This is a genomic window from Paenibacillus lentus, from assembly GCF_003931855.1.
Taxonomy (GTDB): Bacteria; Bacillota; Bacilli; order Paenibacillales; family Paenibacillaceae; genus Fontibacillus; species Fontibacillus lentus.
This window is the reverse complement of the sequence record NZ_CP034248.1, coordinates 5,150,124-5,168,604: the sequence shown is the minus strand read 5'-3', so window position 1 is coordinate 5,168,604 and position 18,481 is coordinate 5,150,124. Positions and strand designations below refer to the sequence as shown.

At 41.2% G+C, this 18,481-nt stretch carries 17 protein-coding genes; 11 read left to right on the top strand and 6 right to left on the bottom strand.

What is annotated here, in order from left to right:
- Nucleotides 1-178 precede the first annotated feature (178 nt).
- From EIM92_RS23025 to EIM92_RS23020, 3 genes are all read left to right on the top strand, one after another.
- Nucleotides 179-349: a hypothetical protein gene (locus EIM92_RS23025; protein ID WP_164515200.1), complete on the top strand. Its 171-nt coding sequence runs from the start codon at nucleotides 179-181 to the stop codon at nucleotides 347-349.
- 1,548 nt (nucleotides 350-1,897) lie between these two features.
- The gene (locus EIM92_RS23835) at nucleotides 1,898-2,047 is read left to right on the top strand and encodes a hypothetical protein (RefSeq protein ID WP_164515199.1); all 150 of its coding nucleotides are present in this window, start codon (nucleotides 1,898-1,900) and stop codon (nucleotides 2,045-2,047) included.
- Between the two features lie 773 nt (nucleotides 2,048-2,820).
- On the top strand, nucleotides 2,821-3,594 hold the full coding sequence (locus EIM92_RS23020; protein WP_125084848.1) for a DUF3800 domain-containing protein: 774 nt from the start codon (nucleotides 2,821-2,823) through the stop codon (nucleotides 3,592-3,594).
- A gap of 106 nt (nucleotides 3,595-3,700) precedes the next feature.
- Here the strand turns inward: EIM92_RS23020 and EIM92_RS23830 are convergent, their stop codons facing one another.
- Entirely contained in the window at nucleotides 3,701-3,877 is a 177-nt protein-coding gene (locus tag EIM92_RS23830) for a hypothetical protein (RefSeq protein ID WP_164515197.1), read from the bottom strand.
- Nucleotides 3,878-4,146: 269 nt separating this feature from the next.
- Here EIM92_RS23830 and EIM92_RS23015 point away from each other — a divergent pair, with 269 nt between their 5' ends.
- Entirely contained in the window at nucleotides 4,147-4,446 is a 300-nt protein-coding gene (locus EIM92_RS23015; protein ID WP_164515196.1) for a hypothetical protein, read from the top strand.
- Nucleotides 4,447-4,852: 406 nt separating this feature from the next.
- On the opposite strand, the gene EIM92_RS23010 is transcribed toward EIM92_RS23015, so the two are convergent.
- Nucleotides 4,853-6,571 carry an ABC transporter ATP-binding protein gene (locus tag EIM92_RS23010; RefSeq protein WP_125084846.1) on the bottom strand — a complete coding sequence of 573 codons (1,719 nt, stop codon included), beginning with the start codon at nucleotides 6,569-6,571 and terminating at the stop codon, nucleotides 4,853-4,855.
- Nucleotides 6,571-7,134 carry a GNAT family N-acetyltransferase gene (locus tag EIM92_RS23005; protein ID WP_125084845.1) on the bottom strand — a complete coding sequence of 188 codons (564 nt, stop codon included), beginning with the start codon at nucleotides 7,132-7,134 and terminating at the stop codon, nucleotides 6,571-6,573. Before EIM92_RS23005 ends, EIM92_RS23010 begins: the two co-directional genes overlap by 1 nt.
- Before the next feature lie 176 nt (nucleotides 7,135-7,310).
- Between EIM92_RS23005 and EIM92_RS23000 the strand changes: the two genes are divergently transcribed.
- Nucleotides 7,311-8,144 (top strand): MerR family transcriptional regulator, encoded by an 834-nt coding sequence (locus EIM92_RS23000; protein ID WP_125084844.1) that lies wholly within the window; start codon nucleotides 7,311-7,313, stop codon nucleotides 8,142-8,144.
- Nucleotides 8,145-8,298: 154 nt separating this feature from the next.
- On the opposite strand, the gene EIM92_RS22995 is transcribed toward EIM92_RS23000, so the two are convergent.
- Complete coding sequence (locus EIM92_RS22995; protein ID WP_125084843.1) at nucleotides 8,299-8,865, bottom strand: TetR/AcrR family transcriptional regulator; 567 nt, start codon at nucleotides 8,863-8,865, stop codon at nucleotides 8,299-8,301.
- A 194-nt stretch (nucleotides 8,866-9,059) separates the two neighbouring features.
- Between EIM92_RS22995 and EIM92_RS22990 the strand changes: the two genes are divergently transcribed.
- Both EIM92_RS22990 and EIM92_RS22985 read left to right on the top strand, forming a co-directional pair.
- Nucleotides 9,060-10,103 (top strand): LLM class flavin-dependent oxidoreductase, encoded by a 1,044-nt coding sequence (locus tag EIM92_RS22990; protein WP_125084842.1) that lies wholly within the window; start codon nucleotides 9,060-9,062, stop codon nucleotides 10,101-10,103.
- Nucleotides 10,104-10,144: 41 nt separating this feature from the next.
- Nucleotides 10,145-10,492, top strand: coding sequence for a DoxX family protein (locus EIM92_RS22985; protein WP_125084841.1), 348 nt, complete (start codon nucleotides 10,145-10,147; stop codon nucleotides 10,490-10,492).
- A gap of 173 nt (nucleotides 10,493-10,665) precedes the next feature.
- Here EIM92_RS22985 and EIM92_RS22980 read toward each other — a convergent pair whose 3' ends face one another.
- Nucleotides 10,666-11,643, bottom strand: a complete 978-nt coding sequence (locus tag EIM92_RS22980; RefSeq protein ID WP_125084840.1) for a phosphotransferase enzyme family protein — start codon at nucleotides 11,641-11,643, stop codon at nucleotides 10,666-10,668.
- A gap of 351 nt (nucleotides 11,644-11,994) precedes the next feature.
- On the opposite strand from EIM92_RS22980, the gene EIM92_RS22975 reads away from it, so the two are divergent.
- Entirely contained in the window at nucleotides 11,995-12,798 is an 804-nt protein-coding gene (locus EIM92_RS22975) for a sensor domain-containing protein (protein WP_125085330.1), read from the top strand.
- A 127-nt stretch (nucleotides 12,799-12,925) separates the two neighbouring features.
- On the opposite strand, the gene nhaC is transcribed toward EIM92_RS22975, so the two are convergent.
- The gene (nhaC, locus tag EIM92_RS22970; protein WP_125085329.1) at nucleotides 12,926-14,302 is read right to left on the bottom strand and encodes a Na+/H+ antiporter NhaC; all 1,377 of its coding nucleotides are present in this window, start codon (nucleotides 14,300-14,302) and stop codon (nucleotides 12,926-12,928) included.
- Between the two features lie 332 nt (nucleotides 14,303-14,634).
- Here nhaC and EIM92_RS22965 point away from each other — a divergent pair, with 332 nt between their 5' ends.
- The 3 genes from EIM92_RS22965 (at nucleotide 14,635) to EIM92_RS22955 (ending at nucleotide 18,330) form a co-directional block, all read left to right on the top strand.
- Nucleotides 14,635-15,627 (top strand): tRNA dihydrouridine synthase, encoded by a 993-nt coding sequence (locus EIM92_RS22965; RefSeq protein ID WP_125084839.1) that lies wholly within the window; start codon nucleotides 14,635-14,637, stop codon nucleotides 15,625-15,627.
- Nucleotides 15,628-15,656: 29 nt separating this feature from the next.
- On the top strand, nucleotides 15,657-17,924 hold the full coding sequence (locus EIM92_RS22960) for an ATP-binding cassette domain-containing protein (RefSeq protein ID WP_125084838.1): 2,268 nt from the start codon (nucleotides 15,657-15,659) through the stop codon (nucleotides 17,922-17,924).
- Between the two features lie 64 nt (nucleotides 17,925-17,988).
- The gene (locus EIM92_RS22955; protein WP_125084837.1) at nucleotides 17,989-18,330 is read left to right on the top strand and encodes a hypothetical protein; all 342 of its coding nucleotides are present in this window, start codon (nucleotides 17,989-17,991) and stop codon (nucleotides 18,328-18,330) included.
- Nucleotides 18,331-18,481: the final 151 nt, after the last annotated feature.

Below are 18,481 nucleotides of genomic sequence, written 5' to 3'. Positions count from 1 at the left end.
TTACAAGTGCAAAACGTTTTACGGTTATATAAATGGCGCTTACTGAAAATTTAGTACGCGAGATCCACTCAGCCGAATTTTCGGTTCAGAGGGTAGGACATTTTAGGGGCGCCCTCTATTTGTAAAGCAATACTCTTTATTAGAGGTTTGCCCGGCGCCTAAATAGAGTATGGCCACGATGACGAGAGCAACAGCAAGAAAGGTTGAATCATCGTCAACAACGCATAGCGCCAGGATCGAGCAGCTGACGAAGGCAACGACGAAAGCAACGACGAAAGCAACGACGCTGTTAGTCTTTTTTTGGCTAATAGCTGTGATCTTACAACTGTACTTTTTTACACGCTTGTAAAGTCAAGGGGCGCTGAAAGTTCAGCAACCCCTACCAAGTCGGTAAAGGTTGCTGGGTGTTGCAAAGCTCGTATAACTTGAACCGTGGAACGTGCTACGATTAAGGATAAGGGTATCCGTAAGTTGGGGATGCCTTTTTGTGGTTCAGAATTTCGGAAGTACATTCATACACCGTCCGCAATTTGCGTATGGAATGCGGATGCGGAAAACTCATATTTGAGGGTTCTAATAATCATTTCTCGCAAATTACAACGAACCTTGAAATTCACGATCCGTCAGTACTCGACGGTTTGTCGGTAACTACTTTGAAGTTAGTCTTTTTTTGACTAACATCTTATCCGTTGCAGTCCATAGTTTGGACGACTCAATTTTGAGCAGTCCTTTTGTTCTTTTTAAGGCCTCAGAAAATTCGCTTTACTCAGTCCAGAAATGGATTCAGTACCCGTCAACTTGACGGGGGTTGGATACTACATGAGCATTTATGTCACCATGCAGCGGAATAAATAAGGGTTTATGTATACATTAATCGGGATGGCGCAGCTTGCGCTACCCTCTGTCTTTCTTCCAAAAGCGGAATAAAGTCTTGATCCTCTGAAAATCCGTATAAACGTCATGAAGACACTCCGCTATCGTTCAAAAAAGACCGACAGCTCCAGTACTGGCTTTTTACTCGGCTATTACTCAAAACTGAGTAAGATCAAAACTGACGTTTGAGAGAGGGGGCGAAGTACGCATAAAATGAGTATGGGCAAATTTACCAGTTCACGGATTTATCAACGTGATAACCAGCGAGGTAACCAACAGAACAACCAGCAACAAGGCCAGTTACCATGCGGATCGTATGGAGCTCGCAACCAGCAGAATAACCACCAGGACGATATACTTTGAAAGTAGGTCGTCAAAGATGCTTTGTGGCCAAGTATTCTGAAAACGGAAAAATGCGTTCTCATAATTTCTTATATGGCGATCCACCATGTTAGAAAAGAAGTCCCTGGCAAGTTGCTACATTGCTTTACAAAACAAACTCAATTATCATTCCCCAAATCTGGGGTTTGATGCAGCGAAGAATTTTCACGGCTCAATTTTGAGCAGTCAACCCATACCAACGAACGAGGCTAGGGTATCCGATCCAAAGGTTCCCCTCAATTTGATGACAACCTTATTATAGGGTGTTCTACATCGCGTTTTAAGGTCTCGCACTCGCTTACCATGTATTTATACCAAGTCGGCTACAAAGTCGCTAAAACAGCCGCTCTCGGCGCTCTGGTGGCGTGTCTCTATCGTCATTAGTAGTATTCCCCAAATCCGGGGAAAAGGTGCTGTGTGGCGAACCGTCCTCAACATGTTAATAGATTCATTCGCGTGTATGAACGTTTTTCAGATCGAACATCGATGTTCGATTTAGGAGTTTCATCGCTTGATATGTTAGTGGAGTTTACAGATGGATATTCAAGACAGTTCGAGTACAATCCGAAAAAAGGGAACGTACTTATGAACAAGTTGACCACCACTGAGCACAATTTTGCGCTGAGTAAAAATGTGAGGGGCAATGAAGGGAAAGCCGCTAACCATTGCGGCTTATAGTGTCTATCGGGATAGGGGCAGAGTGATGGGCAAAGACACGAGCAATAAGGGGGCAGATTGGTGGAAACGCTCCTATTGGCCAACGAGCGCAATTTTGCGCCGGTTGATGAAATGAGTCCAATTTTGGACTGTGAGAATATGCCGCGCACCTTTCCTATGGAACGCATCCGAAAATACAGATTCGTTGAAATAAAAAGAGGTTTAGACGCTGCTCCTGATAATTCTCCAAAACGGAGAACGTTACGGTTTACAGCGGCCAAACCTCTAAATTTCCTATGTATATTATAACATATTTGTTGACTTTATCAAAGAAACGGACTGCAAACGAACCACCACAACCGTATGTAACTACGGGCTTTATCACGATTTTGAAACCGAAAGCGGACTGTAAGCGGACTGATAACAGGCATGATATTCTTAGTTCTCTCCCGATGCTGTCCACAAAGCGGACAGTATTCTTTTCATCACTACAAAACTTAGAAAAACTTAGAGTGTAGAGGTGTCCTCAAATTTAATCTGGTACAAAAAAAAGGGGGGTAGCAGTGTAGAAATGGGGGGGTAGCGGTGTAGATGCTTGTCCAAGAGCCCAATCATAGCGCGGCCTCCCGGCTCCAAAATTTCCCTAAGTACTATTAGGTACATCAATAGCAAGCTGGCTCCACTTTTCCAAGTTATAAATATAGACAAACTCCCGCCATTTTATACATGGCAATTAATGGCGTCAAATTGGGGTTTAGCGTACTTTCGTAATCTGAGACTATCAGTATATGTCTTACCTTTATGGTGGGGCTTTTTTTGTTTTATAAGATCCGGGCATCAGCCAATTGTTATATTAATACAATGAAAAATATGGTAGGATAGAACTATCATTTTTTTCGGGGTGACAAGATGCATACTCACTTAGTGTTCTTAGATGAGTCTGGAGACCATAGCATGCAGCATATTGATCGTCAGTTTCCTGTGTTTGCTCTAGGTGGTGTTATCTTTGAAAAGGATTACTATTACAATATAGTTAACCCTACAATTGACGGTATTAAGTATAAATATTGGAAACATCGAAATGTGATACTTCATTCAGTAGATATAAGAAAACAGAGAGGGCTATTTAATATACTAAGGGATCCCGAGACTAGAATTCGCTTTTTGGATGATGTAACAGGATTCGTAAGTGGTCTTGATTATAAAATAATTGCAGCCGGAATAAATAAATCAGACCATCTAAGAACTTATGCAGCTCCTGAAAATCCTTATGTATTAACTTTAGAATTTGTTATGGAGCGACTTTACTTCTATTTTAAAGGAAGTAGAAATAAGGCATTGCTTGTAGCTGAATCAAGAGAAGATGCTGATAACGAAAGACTGTACAAAGTATTCAAAAGATTAATGGAGTTTGGTAATGAAAATATATCGAGTTCAGAGTTTAAGAGTTGTATAACAGACTTGGAGTTTATTCCAAAGGTTAATAACGAAAACGGCAATCAACTTACTGATCTTATTGTGTATCCAATAGCTCGTAAGATAATAAGTAGAGCGAAGGGGTATCAATCTTACATAGAAATAAAACCGAAGTTCTATTCTCGATCAAATGGAGACTTTTGGGGGTATGGATTAAAGGCATTTCCAAACCTAACTTATTATCGAATCAAGAAAGAAACTGATTGACTTTAGCGCCATCTGGTTATATAATTAAGGTAACAAATAAAGGGGACTGGGCTTACCCGGGCCTCTTTTTAATTCGTGTAAATCTGCTCGTATAAAGCCCACTAACCTATATGGTCTGTGGGCTTTTCTTTACTTCCGATTCTTTTCGCGGTAAGGCTTCAAGTGCAGCGTCCTTATTTACTCGGTCTGAATATTTAATGGAGAGACGAGCCATTAAGGCATGTAGTTTTTCCCAAGCCTCTTCACTCAAGCCTGGATTATATGGCTCATGTGTTTTATTCATACTCATCGCCGCCCCTTGGATGTGTGATATTACACATGATAGCCACGAATAAAAATAATCATACGAAAACAAAATTAGATCCGATCCTTAATCCCCGACTTAATCAGAAGTAAATACGGGAAAAAGAAATACCTGTAAAGCCTTATATAGCAAGGGATTTCGTTTTAATTCCCCTTTATCCCCTTTTTCCTAGGGAATACGTAAATTGCAATGAGGATATAGTTTTGAAGAGTAAATACATTGAATGAGTAGAAACGAGGGATTGATTTATGGGCATGAAAGAGATTGTGGATGAAATTAGATATAGGCAGCATGCTACACTTATACGAATTGTAACGTATAACGTGGATGTGAAATTCGAAAAGTGTTGGGAATTTGAATGTTCTGATCTTACCAGAACCTATGGAGAAGACGCGACATTAGTTGAGGTCTTGAATGAACTTTCATCGGAGGGATGGGAACTGGTTTGTCCACTAGTTGGTGAAGAAGGTTACATTCTTAGAGCTATTGAATATGAAGATGGTACGATCACATACTATGAAATGGACGAGGAAGAAGTCGAAGTGTAAGTTTATTAATTGATGTGAAATTGATGTGAAACTTGATGTTAAAAGCCGATAATCTATGATAATAAAACATAAGGGTTTAAAAAAAAGCCTTATTTATTGCGGTTTCTTGTCACTATAACAGAAAGCGTGATAAAGGGATTGTTGCCCGCATACGGTGCATTGTGAAGCGGTCGCTTTGTTGGAGTTAGTATAATAAATTACGAAGAACGGATTCCGAGCCATATTGTTGAATAGCATTCTTTTATGGAATGTTGCATTTAGAGGCTGATTGAATATGTAAATTTATTAAGATTTAGGAAGTGGGATTTTGTTCTGTCCCACTTCCAGTTCATTAGCTATTTTAATGTCTTTATTTTCAAAGAGAACACGAAAGTAACTTACTAGAAACCTTTTTGCATCCTTTAGTCTAATCTTCAGTCAAACGACCATTATGCCAAAGCTGTTGATAATACGGATGTGTTTTTTGTAATGCTTCATGTGTGCCTTGACCTGACAGGCGTCCTTCTTCAAAGACAAGGATTTGGTCTGCACTTGTAATTGTGGATAATCGATGGGCGATGATGATTGTCATCCGGTTTTTTGTTAACGCTTGAAGGGCAAGCTGCACTTCACGCTCTGATTCGTTATCTAAGTTCGTTGTCGCCTCATCAAGTAATAAGATTCTCGGATTTCGTAAAATCGCGCGAGCAATTGCAATACGCTGTTTTTGACCCCCTGAAAGCTTAATACCTCCTTCACCAACCTCTGTATCGAGGCGTTTGTCCAGCTGCATGACAAAATCGTAGGAATAGGCTGCTTTTAATGCGGCAAGTACCTCTTGTTCACTTGCTCCATTCGTCCCATACATGACGTTGTCACGAATCGTTCCATTTAATAACGGTGCATTTTGACTTACATAGCCAAACAGCCCACGCCACTCTGTTAAGTTAAATTGCTCAATGTTTTCGTTACCATACAGTATCGCACCTGCTGTCACGTCATAAAATCGTTCAATAAGGGAGAACATCGTTGTTTTCCCACCACCACTTCGGCTAACAAAGGCAGTCGTTTCATTCGGTTCTAACGTAAATGTCATGTCATTTAGTACGTACTTTTCATTATATTTAAACGATACGTTTTGGAAGTGGATAGGTAGTGGTGTGGCCGATACTGGTTTCCCGTCTTGTACTTCACGCTTCTCATTGAGTGCTTCAACAATCCGCTCTGTCGCACCAAGTGTTTTTTGCAAATCGGTGAAGAACGTCGCCATTTGTGTAAATGGCATTATAATCTGCACTAAATAAATCATGATTGCCACAAGCTCGCCAGAACTAATTGCACCTGAAGCCACCTGTGAACCACCGTAGCCAAAAATTGCAATAAGAACAACCATCACGAGCAACGTCATAAGTGGTGAAAGAATCGCAACAATTTTCGCTTCTTTTAACCCGTACTTGTACAGTTGGTGAATTTGTTCTTTTCCGCCTGCTAGCTCTTGCTGCTCGGTTTGTGAGGCTTTCACAAGGCGAATGTTTGATAAAATACGCCCTAAGCGTCCACCGAACCCGGCTAGCTCATCTTGATTGTCCTTCGAGATGGCATACATTTTTTCCCCTAACGGATACGTCACAAAAATCGTCAGTGGGACAGCAATAAGTAGTAGTAGCGTCATTTTCCAATCAATCCACAGTAAAACAACGACGGCACCGAGAATCGCAAAAATCCCTGAAACAAAAGCTACGAACTGCTCAGTCACAAATTCTTTTACGACATTTGTATCCTGCGTAATGCGACTCATCGTTTCGCCTGATTCATGTGCATCGTAATATGATATACGTAAATGCAGCATATGCTCCCATACTTCTGTTCGTAAATTCGCGACAACTTTTTCACCTAAACGACGCATCATATAAAATGTAACGGCACTCAGCATCGCCTGTACAATTAAAACGCCAATGACTGGTAAGAGCGACGTGAATACAAAACCAGTATCTGAAATTTGATTAATAAGCTTCATTGTTAGTAGTGGCACAGCTAGTCCAGCTGCCACCTCTACGATACTTATAAAAAATAAAAGGACTAATTGCCCCTTCGCCATTCGACTGCGATTCATCAAAATCCAAAGCTGTGGGATTTTCCCTTGCATTATGATTCACTGCTCACTTTCGCCATGACCTTTTCAAAACGGAAAAACTCATATTCTTCATCTGAATCCGGCTCTTCGCCTTCAACATTCGGCTCCGGGTTGCCTTGGTGATAAAACTCGACAATTTTAAAGCCGCATTTATTAACGTAAAAATGAATATTACGCTTTTCAAAATGCGGTGTGTGCAGCTCCCAAACCTCCGTCTCTGGGAATGCTGCTTCTATCGCTTCCCATGCTTTAGTGCCAAGACCTTTGCCGTGTGCACTAGCCTTAATACACAGGAAGTCCACTTCGTTTCGCTGTGTGTCAGGATTAATTTTTAATACGACGCCACCGATTCTTTCGCCATTTAGTACAATTTGACGCACAACCGAATCTTTTGCAGTGAGCGAATGCTCGAAATCTTCATCAGAGGGGATTGGTCCCATTTCTGTTGGGTCCTCTGCTTCTTGAAAACTATCTTGTAACCCTTTCATAAATGCCTCTTGTAATTCTTCCTTAAATATTGCTAGCTCTTCCTGCGGTACAGGGGCTAATGTAATTTGTTCATTTTGTTTTGTCATTTCTAAAAAACCTTTCTCTTAAACTGATTAAAGTACCCCATGGCACTCTTCCTCATCCACATAAGTGCGTTCAACACCTTAGTAATTGCTTGTCTCATTTATGTTTTCGTGTTATGTTCGCAAGGATTAGTATAAGGTATGGAGTAACTCTAGAGTAAAGAAAGAAGTGAATAGAAATGAAAAATATATTCAAAAAAACATATTCGACAGGCGAATTTGCCAAGTTACTTGAAATCAATAAAGATACGTTGCTTTATTACGATAAAATCGATTTATTTAAGCCTGCAGGTACTTTTGATAATGGCTATCGCTACTACACATTTGAGCAGTTCGACCAATTTGTAGCGATTCAATCGCTTCGTGCAGTTGAGGTACCGATTAAAGAACTCAAAACGTATTTTGACGCGCCTAACGTCCAAGCTTTACAACAATTAGCAATGGAACATCAAGAAAAAGTGGCAAGGGAAATCCACAAATTGCAGGACATACAATTTTTCCTGGACCGAGCGATTGCCCTGACCAAAGAGCTGGAGGAAGTCCCATTTGGAGAAGTATTGATAAAGCAGTTACCAGCCGAACCTGTTGTGTATAGCGACGATAAAATAGATTGGTCGTTATCAATGGAGGAACTTTACGAGCAATCTACGCCATTTTTAAAAAAGCTTGGGGTTAAAAGTACAGCCGCATACGGTATTGTGTATTCAAAAGAAGATTTTCTAAATAAGGAGTCTGGAGATCTAAGCTACCTATTTTGTCGACTAGATGACCCGTCAGCGAGAATCAAACCAGCTGGACACTATGCGGTCATTTATCATCAAGGACCTTATGATGAAATCTTACAGACAAAGACCTATCATACGCTACTCACTTATTTAGAACAGGAGCAGTTGGCGTTAGATGGTGATATTTATGAGGAGTATTTACTGCACTCGATTGCATCTAAAGAGGAAAAAGATTATATTACAAAAATTAGTGTGAAGGTAAAAACGTGTGAGGCGATAAAGAATTAAAAAAAATTTTGCCAATTTTGCCTGAATGTATTTTTCTTGAGGAGATTGGTGGTGGAAATTATGGTTTTTTGGAGCAAGCTATTTACAGGCATAGAGTGCCCTAAATGTTTGCAGGTTGTAACCAGACCATATTATCATTAGCTTAATTGCATCTTCAGCCACCGCTGCTGTAGATGCTTTTTATGTTATGCAATACTTGCTTTACGTAATCCTCTGGTTTTGTCATGCGGTTTTGCATCCAATACATTGCAGCCCCATAAAGTGACCAGCTTAACATTACCGCAAAAGTCTCGATTTCTATTCGATTTTGGTTAGACCATTGTCTTTGCGCCCACTCTGAAAAAAAGGCTTGAAGCTCCTTTTTAAAGATCGCTTCTATTTGGGGGGTAAAAGCTTTATAACTTCGCTGACACTGGTTGCCAACCGATGTGTGGAACTTAATAATCGAGGTGAAAATCGATATGATCGTCTCTTCGTTAATGACCTCATGCATACTTACTTCTTGAAGGACTTCTCTCATCACGCTTTCACTTAACACTTTTTCAAGCAAGTCATATTTATCCATGAAATGATTATAGAATGTTGCGCGATTAACCGTTGCAGCAGATGCAATATCCCCGATTGTGATGTCATTAAAATCTTTTTTCTTAGTTAACTCAATAAATGCGTCCATAATGAGCTTACGAGTGCGAAGAATACGGGGATCGATTTGTTTATCCATAATATTCTCACCTGTTTATTTGACATTTTTACCATTATGTTGGTTAAGCGATAGATCTGAAATACTGTTGATTGCTTATAGTTATCCAAATTGTTACATTGATTTTACTACAAGTGTTGCATAAGCGAAAGCTGTTGGGTTGAGAAAATCTTAATTCGGGAGCACAATTTTTAAATTGACTAGGAGGTAAGAAGATGGTCGAATTTGAATTCGGAGTATATTCATTAGGAGAACGAATACCTGATGCCAGTGGAAATAGCCCTAACGCACAATCCAGAGTCGAGGCTATAATTCAAGTGGCAAAAATGGCGGATGAAGCAGGCCTCGATATATTTGGTGTTGGCGAACATCATCGTCTGGATTTTGTAACATCATCTTATGGTATGCTGCTGGCAGCGATTGCACGCGAGACGAAAAATATTAAACTAACCAGTACCTTATCCGTAATTAGCACAGCGGATCCGGTACGTGTCTATGAAGATTTTGCAACGCTTGATTTATTATCTAACGGACGAACTGAAATTATTGTAGGTCGTGGGGCATTTTTAGAATCATTCTCACTCTTTGGAGAAAGTCTAGATGACTATGATGAATTGTTTGATGAAAAGCTGCATCTGTTTATGAAATTGCAAGAGCGGGAAGTTGTTAGCTGGCAAGGAAAGTTTCGTTCTTCTCTTCAAAATGCACAAATAGCACCTCGACCCGTTCAGAAGAAACTTCCTCTCTGGATTGGGGTGGGAGGCACACCTGCAAGTGCCGTTCGCGCAGGAAGACTTGGAGTAAATATGGCACTTGGCTTGCTAAGCGGTCGTCCAGAATCCACCAAGCCATTAGTAGACCTTTATTGGCAAGCTGCAAGAGAAGCAGGTCATGATCTAAGCAAGCTAAGAGTTTCAGTGTCGGGGCATTCGTATATCGCGGAAACTGGAGAACAAGCGATTACCGAATTTGTTTCACACTATAATCAATACTTTGGATACTTCTTAAAGGAGCGTGGCCAACAATTTCGAACGACGGAAGAGGAATTGATGCCTCAGAGAGCAGCAGGACAAATCTTGGCAGTCGGTAGTGCAGAGGAATTGGCTGAGAAAATCTTGCATCAGCATGAGCTATTCGGGCATTCACGCTTCATGGGACAATTCGATCTGGGTGGTAAGCCATTATCTCGGGTGGAAAAAGCAATGGATCTACTGGCGAACAAAGTAGCACCAATGGTACGCAGGGCTTTATCTAAGTAACGTATAGTAACACGAAATTGAAGAAGGAAGTGAGACGTGTCGTGGAAATATTAACTTATATCTTTCAAGGAATCCTTGTAATGATGTTTCTATTTGCAGGATTTGGAAAAGTTACGGGTATCAAAATACATGTGGAAGCATTTAATCATTTGAGATTGCCCCAATGGTTTCGATTTGTAACTGGGATTGTTGAATTAGCAGGAGCAGCACTTTTAATTGTTGGATATTGGGCTTCAACTTTTGCAGCGGCAGGTGCGCTTATATTTGCTATTACAGGTGTAGGCGGCACCCTTTCACATATTCGAGTTAAGGATTCCTTTAAGGATACAGCCATGATTATTTTCTTAACCATCCTATCGTTTGTTGTATTGATTCATTATGTTTCGTAAATGAATTTTCATTTGGCGCCTCGTCAAGAGGCGGCGACAGCGCTCGCCGCCAGAACCATATAGCCATGCCATTGTTGCATCTACAGCCACTGCTGCTGAAGATGCTTTTTTGTGTGCAATCCAGTGTATAAATCAGGGTATTCTTCAGCACAGTTTAACAATGTAAGAAAATTTTATTCCCAATAAGGTATACCATTGAAAAGAAACGATTCATTCTTGACATAGCAATTAATTTCTCTATTGGCTAATTTACTAATATGGTCTGGTAACCATTCATGAGAGTCTGGTAGCCCCAGCCAAAAATTCATTGTTTCAAGTTGTCCTGCAATAAAAAATCCTTCTAATAGTTCAATATGGTTTTCTGGTAACAAATAATATTTAGAATATGATTTAAGTAACTGGTTTCTGAATGAAGGATGAATATATGAAAAAGTCCAGCCAAGATCAAATAAATAAAAGCCAAAGCCACAAGCACCAAAATCGATAGGTCTCGTTTCTTTACCATGAAATACAAAATTACTTGGAATCAAATCCGCATGAATCATGCCCCAATTGCCGGATGTTCTCTCGATAGAGTTCATCATATTAATTACACGTTGACCTGCATTTTGAAGTAGCTCATTATCACCTACTTTAAGCAATCCTGCATTAGACTGCTCTTTAAGCTTTTCAAGTGATTGCAATATTCGAGAGCCATCAAATGTAGGACGTTCAAATAAATTGGGGGGGTTCCAATCCGATGATTGTCTATGTAATTTACCGATCATCTCGCCTACGTATCCAGCATCATCTAATGTAGTAATGAATGGTTTCTGCTCACCTTCCACCCATTTTAGTAAAGTGCATTTTGTGCTGTTTACATCAGTAATGAATTCCCCGTGAATATTCTTTATTGGTGAAGGTAGAGTTAAATCTGTATCCAAAGTTAAGGAGTGAAGCCAAACCATTTCTGAGCGAATTACTTCTTGTTTAGTCCAATAACTTTCGATGGTTTCGCTGTTTGATAGATGTAAGCGGAGACTATAGCAGTTGTTTTCTAGGTCAGTTATTTTATAGATAATATTTGCACTCTGTCCAATAAAGTCAATTGATCTACATGTTATTGAGTAGTTATTTAATGCTTCCTTTGCGATACTCAAGTTATTATTCAATTCTAAATCTCTCCCTGTTACAAATGTATAAAATTATAATAACATACCTATTTGTTGAAACGATGTAATGTTTAAGTATATTTATTTTTGACTACTTCGTTCTTGTTTAAAGGGTGAATACAGCCACATTTTAGGTTATTCTAACGGAGCACTCCACATATGTGGAGTCAGTGGCGTTGACGGTTCGCAAAGACAGATGAAAAGATATCGATTCTAATAATCAGATATAGATCCTAGCCTAAAGACTAGGTTCGGACACTCCCTAAGACGGTTATGACAGGCGAATAAGGCGGTTATAATAGGATTCATAATTTAGAACGTGAACTTATGAATCTAAAGGAAGTGTTTGATATGAAGGCAACTGAAGTGAATGCCAAAATGCCGACAGGGAAAGTGAATTGGGTGCTTTTTAATCCAAAAACCTATGCAACGATCCTCTATTTATTGCTAGCTCTCCCGTTAGGAATTATTTATTTTACTGTAGCGATAACGGGGCTCGCTCTTTCCATTGGGTTAACTCCCATATTTATCGGAATACCCATGTTTTTTGGAGTAGCTAAGCTTTTGGATGGGATTGTGAAATTTGAACAAAGCATAATTAGACAAATTTTAGGCTTGCCGGCTATGACTGCTTCGTATACGAACAATCAACAGTCCGCTGCTGGGCCGAACTGGTTTATGCGAATGGTGAGAGGCTTTGACGGCGAACTATTTATCCGAAATCTGCTGCTCGTCATCTTGAGATTTGTAACAGGCATCGTGTTCTTTGTTATTATGGTTACTGCGATTTCACTAGGACTTGGATTGATTGCCCTTCCCGTTGTGCATATCATTTTGATGAATGAAATGCAGCTGGATATTTTGGAACATAGTTTGTTCAGTTATTTTCATATCGATTGGACCTATAATCAGCAATATATGTTTTACGTAGGCGTGGGAGTTGTACTTTTTTGGATCGCGCTTCGCGTCGTGAATGGGCTTATGCAAGTTCAGCGTAGAATCATGTTTGTAAATGAGCCCTATCAAAAAGCACAGCCGACAATGCCATTGTACGATCAAACCCAAGCGTCAGTTCAGTCGCCATATGTTGAACCCCCGGTGGTGGATCAATCTTCTACCCCGGAGTTCATGCAGCCAGCCTATAGGGAGCTTTAAATCAGGCATTATGGGAGTGAATACCTGAACAGAAGGACAATTAAATCAGTAACAAGAAAGAGGGGCTTGTCATCAAGCACCCTCTTTCTTGTTATTCTGTTCCAGCAGGGGGGGAGTTTTGTTGGCATCACTTACTTGTTCCCAGCGAGTTTTGCTGTAATCGCGGAATCAAGGCAAAGCCGAAAGTGAATATCGGACTTAACCATAGGAATGCAGCGAATGGGGCATATTCAAGAACCGGAACTCCAAGGGTCGCAGCGAAAAAAGCTCCGCTGACGCCCCATGGAATCAGAGGGTTGACGAGTGTTCCGCAATCCTCCAAGGTTCGTGACAGGGTTTTGGCCGGAATTTGTCTACGGGTATACTCATCCTTAAACATTTGGCCCGGCAGCAGAATAGATAAATACTGCTCCCCTGTCATGCCGTTAACGGCGATCGATGATGCGCCCGTCATAAGAACAATGCTGCTGCGCCGTTTTAGCGGCTCAATCCATTTACGGAACAAGGCTTCGATGACTCCACAGTGCTGCAGCAATCCACCTAATGATAAAGCAATCAGGATCAGGGACACCGACCACATCATCGATTGCAGGCCGCCCCGGTTCACGATCTCAGCTACAGTCTCATTCACGATGGCACTCTTGTAACCGCCCTGCATCACACTGAACCAGCTGCCTATCGAGGCTTGCTGTTGAACAAATGCTGTTATCAAAAGTCCAGTAACAATGCCTACAATTAATGTGGGAAGGATCGGTATACGCTTTGCGGAACATACAATGACCGCAAGGGGTGACAGCAGCGTTAACCAGTGAAGATGAAACCCATTTTGCAATGATTCCTTGATGGACTGAATAGAGCTCAAATCAATAGACCCGGTTGTCGGGATTAGAAGAAATAATATCGTTGTGATAATTAACGCGGGCACCGTTGTATACATCATATTACGAATATGGGTAAATAATGAGATGCCAGCCACTGCAGGTGCAAAATTCGTCGTATCGGACAGCGGAGACATTTTATCCCCAAAACAGGCGCCTGAGACAATGGCCCCCGCTGCCAGAGGAAGTGAAATTCCCGTTGTCATGGCAATGCCCATCAAGGCCACACCGACCGTGCTGACTGTGGTGAACGAGCTGCCGGTGAATATCGATACAATGATGGTGACATATAACGCGCTCACTGCAAAATAATGCGGTTCAATATAATCCAGTCCATAATACAGGATGGTCGGCACGGTTCCACTCATCATCCAAACGGCAATTAATATTCCAATAAGCGAAAGAATCAAGATCGGCATAATCGCGGATTGTATGCCTTGAATGATAGAGGATTCAAGCTTCCTCCAGGAAACTCCGTATAAGTGTAATATGGCGGCAGTGCCGATCGTTGCACCCAGAAGCGGGATATGAGGCTCTGCCTTGAATATAAAGATCGAAACAAACAGAAATGCAAGAATGAAAACGATAAGAATCATACTTTGTAAAAAACTAAGCCGTCGTTCCATCATGCTGGAGCTCCTTATATATGAGGTTTCGGTTGAAGATATGTGTCCCCATCCGTCCTTTATTTTTATGCTTTTAGGCTTTTTCGCATTGAAGCACGTAGGTACTATAAACGATAAGTTGAGATCGAGTCAATGTTAAAAAATACATACCATATGAAAAGCCAAATTCCCAGCTGTAGCACGGTTCATGATGAAGCTAATATCCCCGAGCACATTTGGTTGCTCATAAGTGATGAGACATGTTATAAGTGTAAGGGATGTGGAACAATTGAACTAAGAATAATGGACGAGAGTTTGATCTCGTATTTATATAGAGAGGATTTGAGTTTGATTTGATAAAAAATTTCTGGAGTGATCTGCCCAGGCCCTTTTTCGTGCTTGCTCCCATGGAAGATGTGACCGATGTTGTGTTTCGTCATGTGGTGAGCAAGGCGGGCAGACCTGATGTATTTTTTACAGAGTTCGCAAACACGGAGAGTTATTGTCACCCCGATGGGCACAAAAGTGTGCGTGGACGTTTGATGTTTACAGAAGATGAACAGCCTATGGTTGCCCATATTTGGGGGGATAAACCTGAATATTTCCGGCAAATGAGTATCGGGATGGCAAAGCTCGGATTTAAAGGGATAGATATCAATATGGGCTGCCCTGTTCCCAATGTGGCATCGAGAGGGAAGGGGAGCGGACTGATTCTGCGCCCCGATGTCGCAGCAGAAATTATCCAAGCCGCAAAAGCGGGAGGACTTCCTGTAAGTGTAAAAACAAGACTTGGATACGAGGAGATCGACGAGTGGCAGGGGTGGCTAACGCATGTATTAAAACAGGATATTGCGAACCTTTCTATTCATTTGCGAACAAGAAAGGAAATGAGTCAAGTGGATGCGCATTGGGAGCTGATTCCAGAAATTAAAGCATTACGTGATGAAGTGGCGCCAAATACCCTTCTAACCATTAACGGAGATATTCCTGATCGTGAAACAGGGCTAAAGCTTGCGGAGCAATACGGTGTAGATGGCATTATGATTGGGCGGGGAATATTCAGCAATCCGTTTGCTTTTGAAAAAGACCCAAAAGAGCATAGCTCGAAAGAATATCTGGACCTTCTAAAGCTGCACCTTGATCTTCATGATCAATATATCGAAGAGCTACCGCGTGCCATGTCAGGGCTTCAGCGTTTCTTCAAAGTATATGTCAAAGGCTTCCGCGGGGCTAGTGAATTAAGACATCAAATGATGAGCACCAAGTCAACGGATGAAGTGCGGGCACTGCTCGATAACTTTGAAAAGAGTATGGAAGTGAATCCTGATCAGAAGGACCATCTGTGAATTATATACGGCATAGAAGGGATGGTACAATGTCAGAAATAAAAGATGAGATCATTTTAAGAGGGCTTAAAGAGAATAATCTGAAAAATATAGATTTAAACATACCCAAAGAAAAAATCATCGTATTTACGGGTCTTTCAGGCTCGGGCAAAAGTTCTGTTGTATTCGATACATTAGCAACGGAAAGCAGAAGACAAATGACCTTGAACTATCCCCTCTATGTCAGAAATCAAATGCCACGGTATGAAAGACCCCAAGCCGATCTGATGCAAAATTTAAGCCCGGTTGTCGTTGTGGAACAAAGGCCTATAGGGGGGAATTCCCGCTCAACCGTCGGCACCTTTATGGATATTCATCCATTGATTAGACTTTTGTTCTCCAGAATAGGAAAGCCAGCCGTAGGTTCTGCTAGTGATTTTTCAAGTCAAAGCTCCTTTGGCAGATGTCCGCAATGTGGTGGATTTGGGGAGGTCATTACACCCGACTTAAATAAGATGATCGATTACGATAAGTCGCTTCGAGATTATGCTGTGAAATTTAGGCCATTATCACCGTCCGGTTGGCAAGGCAGATGGATGATGACCGGCGGATTATTCGATCCGGATAAACCCATTAAGGACTATTCCGAAGAAGAACGTCGCCTGCTGCTGTATGGACCCCCGGAAGGTGAAAAAGTCTTTGCGCCGTTTCACACGAAGAACGGGCCTCAACCCCATGAATGGGACGGGCTATTGCCCAGATTTACGCGGCTCTATATCCATAGAGATGTCACTAAGCTTAAGGAAGTATCCCAAGACGATGTCTTGGCTGTATCCACACATGCATTGTGCCCAACCTGCCAAGGTTCGGGTCTGAACCCCAAAGTGTTGGAATGTAGAATAAACGGTGTAAATATAGCAGAATACGACCAAATGGAGCTGACAGAATTACTTGAGGAACTAAAGAGCATCAAGGGCCCTATGGGGGAATCGATTGCGATCCAAGCGATTCCATTGATCCAACAACTCGTGGACATGGGATTAGGTTATTTGAGCCTTTCCAGAAAAATGGGGACTCTGTCCGGCGGCGAAGCGCAAAGAGTAAAAATCGCTCGTCATTTAGGGAGCAGTCTGAACAATATCACATACATATTCGACGAACCCAGTGCAGGACTTCATCCAGAAGAAGTGGATATGTTAATACAGATGCTGCAAAGTATAAAAGAACAACATAATACGGTCATCGTTATTGAACATGATCTGTCCGTCATTAAAGCCGCGGATGAAATCATTGAGATGGGGCCAGGAGCAGGAGTACATGGAGGAGAAGTAGTCTATCAAGGAAAATTAGAAGGACTACACAACTCTCCTGCTGCAACCAACCTCAACTACAGCCTCAACATAAACAAAAATCCGAGAGATATCAGAGATCATTTTACTATAAAAAATGCAACTCACAATAACTTAAAAAATATAAGCGTAAACATTCCTAAAAATGTCCTGGTCGCTATATGTGGCGTATCTGGATCAGGTAAAAGCTCCTTAATGCTGGAAGCATTTGCGGAAAGTTATCCAGAAACGATCATGGTAGGGCAAGGCAGTATAGGAGTTTCTAGTCGTTCGACACTAGCTACCTATATGGGAATCATGGATGATATTCGCTCCATATTTTCGAAGGAAACAGGACAACCCGCAGGTTTGTTCAGCTTTAATTCCTTAGGAGCATGTTCTGTCTGCGTAGGAAAAGGAGTAATCACGCCAGACGTTGCATTTGCAGATCCGGTGACGATCCCTTGTGAAGCATGTGCTGGTACGAGATATTCAGACGAGGCCCTGTCACACCGGTATCAGGATAAAAATATTGTAGAAATTTTAGGTTTAACGATCGATGAGGCGATGACCTATTTTCAAATGCCCAAGATCATCAAAAGAGTGAGCACGCTAAAAGACGTAGGATTAGGGTACCTAACCCTAGGCCAGACGACAAGCTCGTTAAGCGGAGGAGAAATCCAACGTCTAAAACTCGCCAGCCACTTGCAAAAAGAAGGCCAAATCTACCTATTGGACGAGCCATCCTTAGGACTGCATACGAAAGATAATGGAAAACTGCTAGACGTATTTCAAACGCTTGTAAACAGAGGCAACTCCGTGATCATCATCGAACATAATCTAGACTTTATAGCGGCGAGCGACTGGGTCATCGAACTGGGTCCAGGAGGAGGAAAACAAGGAGGACATATTGTATTCGAAGGCAGACCAGAAGAGATGCTGCATGCAGAAACATGGACAGCGAAATGGTTAAAATTGACCTCCAATTAGTTATTCTGGTTTTGATCAGAGCAAATCTTATAAATGAATTTTCAAACTACTTTTGGAGGTCATCATGAGCACGACAGCGAAACAATCACATCAAACCAGTCATTTTAAACAAGGTGGAAATAGCGTTGTATGTAGAAAGTGTAAATCAACTCAAGTTGTAGCGAATGAGAGAGGTTATAGCTTTGGGTTAATGTTTAAGGTGTTATTATCTATTATTGGCATAGGGATCGTTTTAGGGATAGTATTCTCATTATTTGGAAGTGAAAGTATCGGTATGCCTGGTGTGATATTCTTATTCACCTTTTTCTCATTGCCAATTTCTCTACTATGTGGGTTTATTGGAAGAAGAGATATTGAAAATGGGTGTATGAATTGCGGAAATAAATGGATGGCAGGAAAACAATAATCTGTGCTCAGAATTAAATATAGAGGGCACGAAATTCAAGAACACCTCGAAAAAGGCAACTGTGGTAGTTGGAACAGTAGGCCGTTTCTAGGTGTTTTTAACGTTAATGCATTGAATTTTAGATGTGTATATTATAATAATTCCAAGTACA

What these genes read in the sequence shown, in the direction of transcription:
- EIM92_RS23025 (WP_164515200.1), top strand. Translation starts at nt 179, where the DNA reads ATGACGAGAGCAACAGCAAGAAAGGTTGAATCATCGTCAACAACGCAT.
- EIM92_RS23835 (WP_164515199.1), top strand. Translation starts at nt 1,898, where the DNA reads ATGAAGGGAAAGCCGCTAACCATTGCGGCTTATAGTGTCTATCGGGAT.
- EIM92_RS23020 (WP_125084848.1), top strand. Translation starts at nt 2,821, where the DNA reads ATGCATACTCACTTAGTGTTCTTAGATGAGTCTGGAGACCATAGCATG.
- EIM92_RS23830 (WP_164515197.1), bottom strand. Translation starts at nt 3,877, where the DNA reads ATGAATAAAACACATGAGCCATATAATCCAGGCTTGAGTGAAGAGGCT.
- EIM92_RS23015 (WP_164515196.1), top strand. Translation starts at nt 4,147, where the DNA reads ATGGGCATGAAAGAGATTGTGGATGAAATTAGATATAGGCAGCATGCT.
- EIM92_RS23010 (WP_125084846.1), bottom strand. Translation starts at nt 6,571, where the DNA reads ATGCAAGGGAAAATCCCACAGCTTTGGATTTTGATGAATCGCAGTCGA.
- EIM92_RS23005 (WP_125084845.1), bottom strand. Translation starts at nt 7,134, where the DNA reads ATGACAAAACAAAATGAACAAATTACATTAGCCCCTGTACCGCAGGAA.
- EIM92_RS23000 (WP_125084844.1), top strand. Translation starts at nt 7,311, where the DNA reads ATGAAAAATATATTCAAAAAAACATATTCGACAGGCGAATTTGCCAAG.
- EIM92_RS22995 (WP_125084843.1), bottom strand. Translation starts at nt 8,865, where the DNA reads ATGGATAAACAAATCGATCCCCGTATTCTTCGCACTCGTAAGCTCATT.
- EIM92_RS22990 (WP_125084842.1), top strand. Translation starts at nt 9,060, where the DNA reads ATGGTCGAATTTGAATTCGGAGTATATTCATTAGGAGAACGAATACCT.
- EIM92_RS22975 (WP_125085330.1), top strand. Translation starts at nt 11,995, where the DNA reads ATGAAGGCAACTGAAGTGAATGCCAAAATGCCGACAGGGAAAGTGAAT.
- nhaC (WP_125085329.1), bottom strand. Translation starts at nt 14,302, where the DNA reads ATGGAACGACGGCTTAGTTTTTTACAAAGTATGATTCTTATCGTTTTC.
- EIM92_RS22960 (WP_125084838.1), top strand. Translation starts at nt 15,657, where the DNA reads ATGTCAGAAATAAAAGATGAGATCATTTTAAGAGGGCTTAAAGAGAAT.
- EIM92_RS22955 (WP_125084837.1), top strand. Translation starts at nt 17,989, where the DNA reads ATGAGCACGACAGCGAAACAATCACATCAAACCAGTCATTTTAAACAA.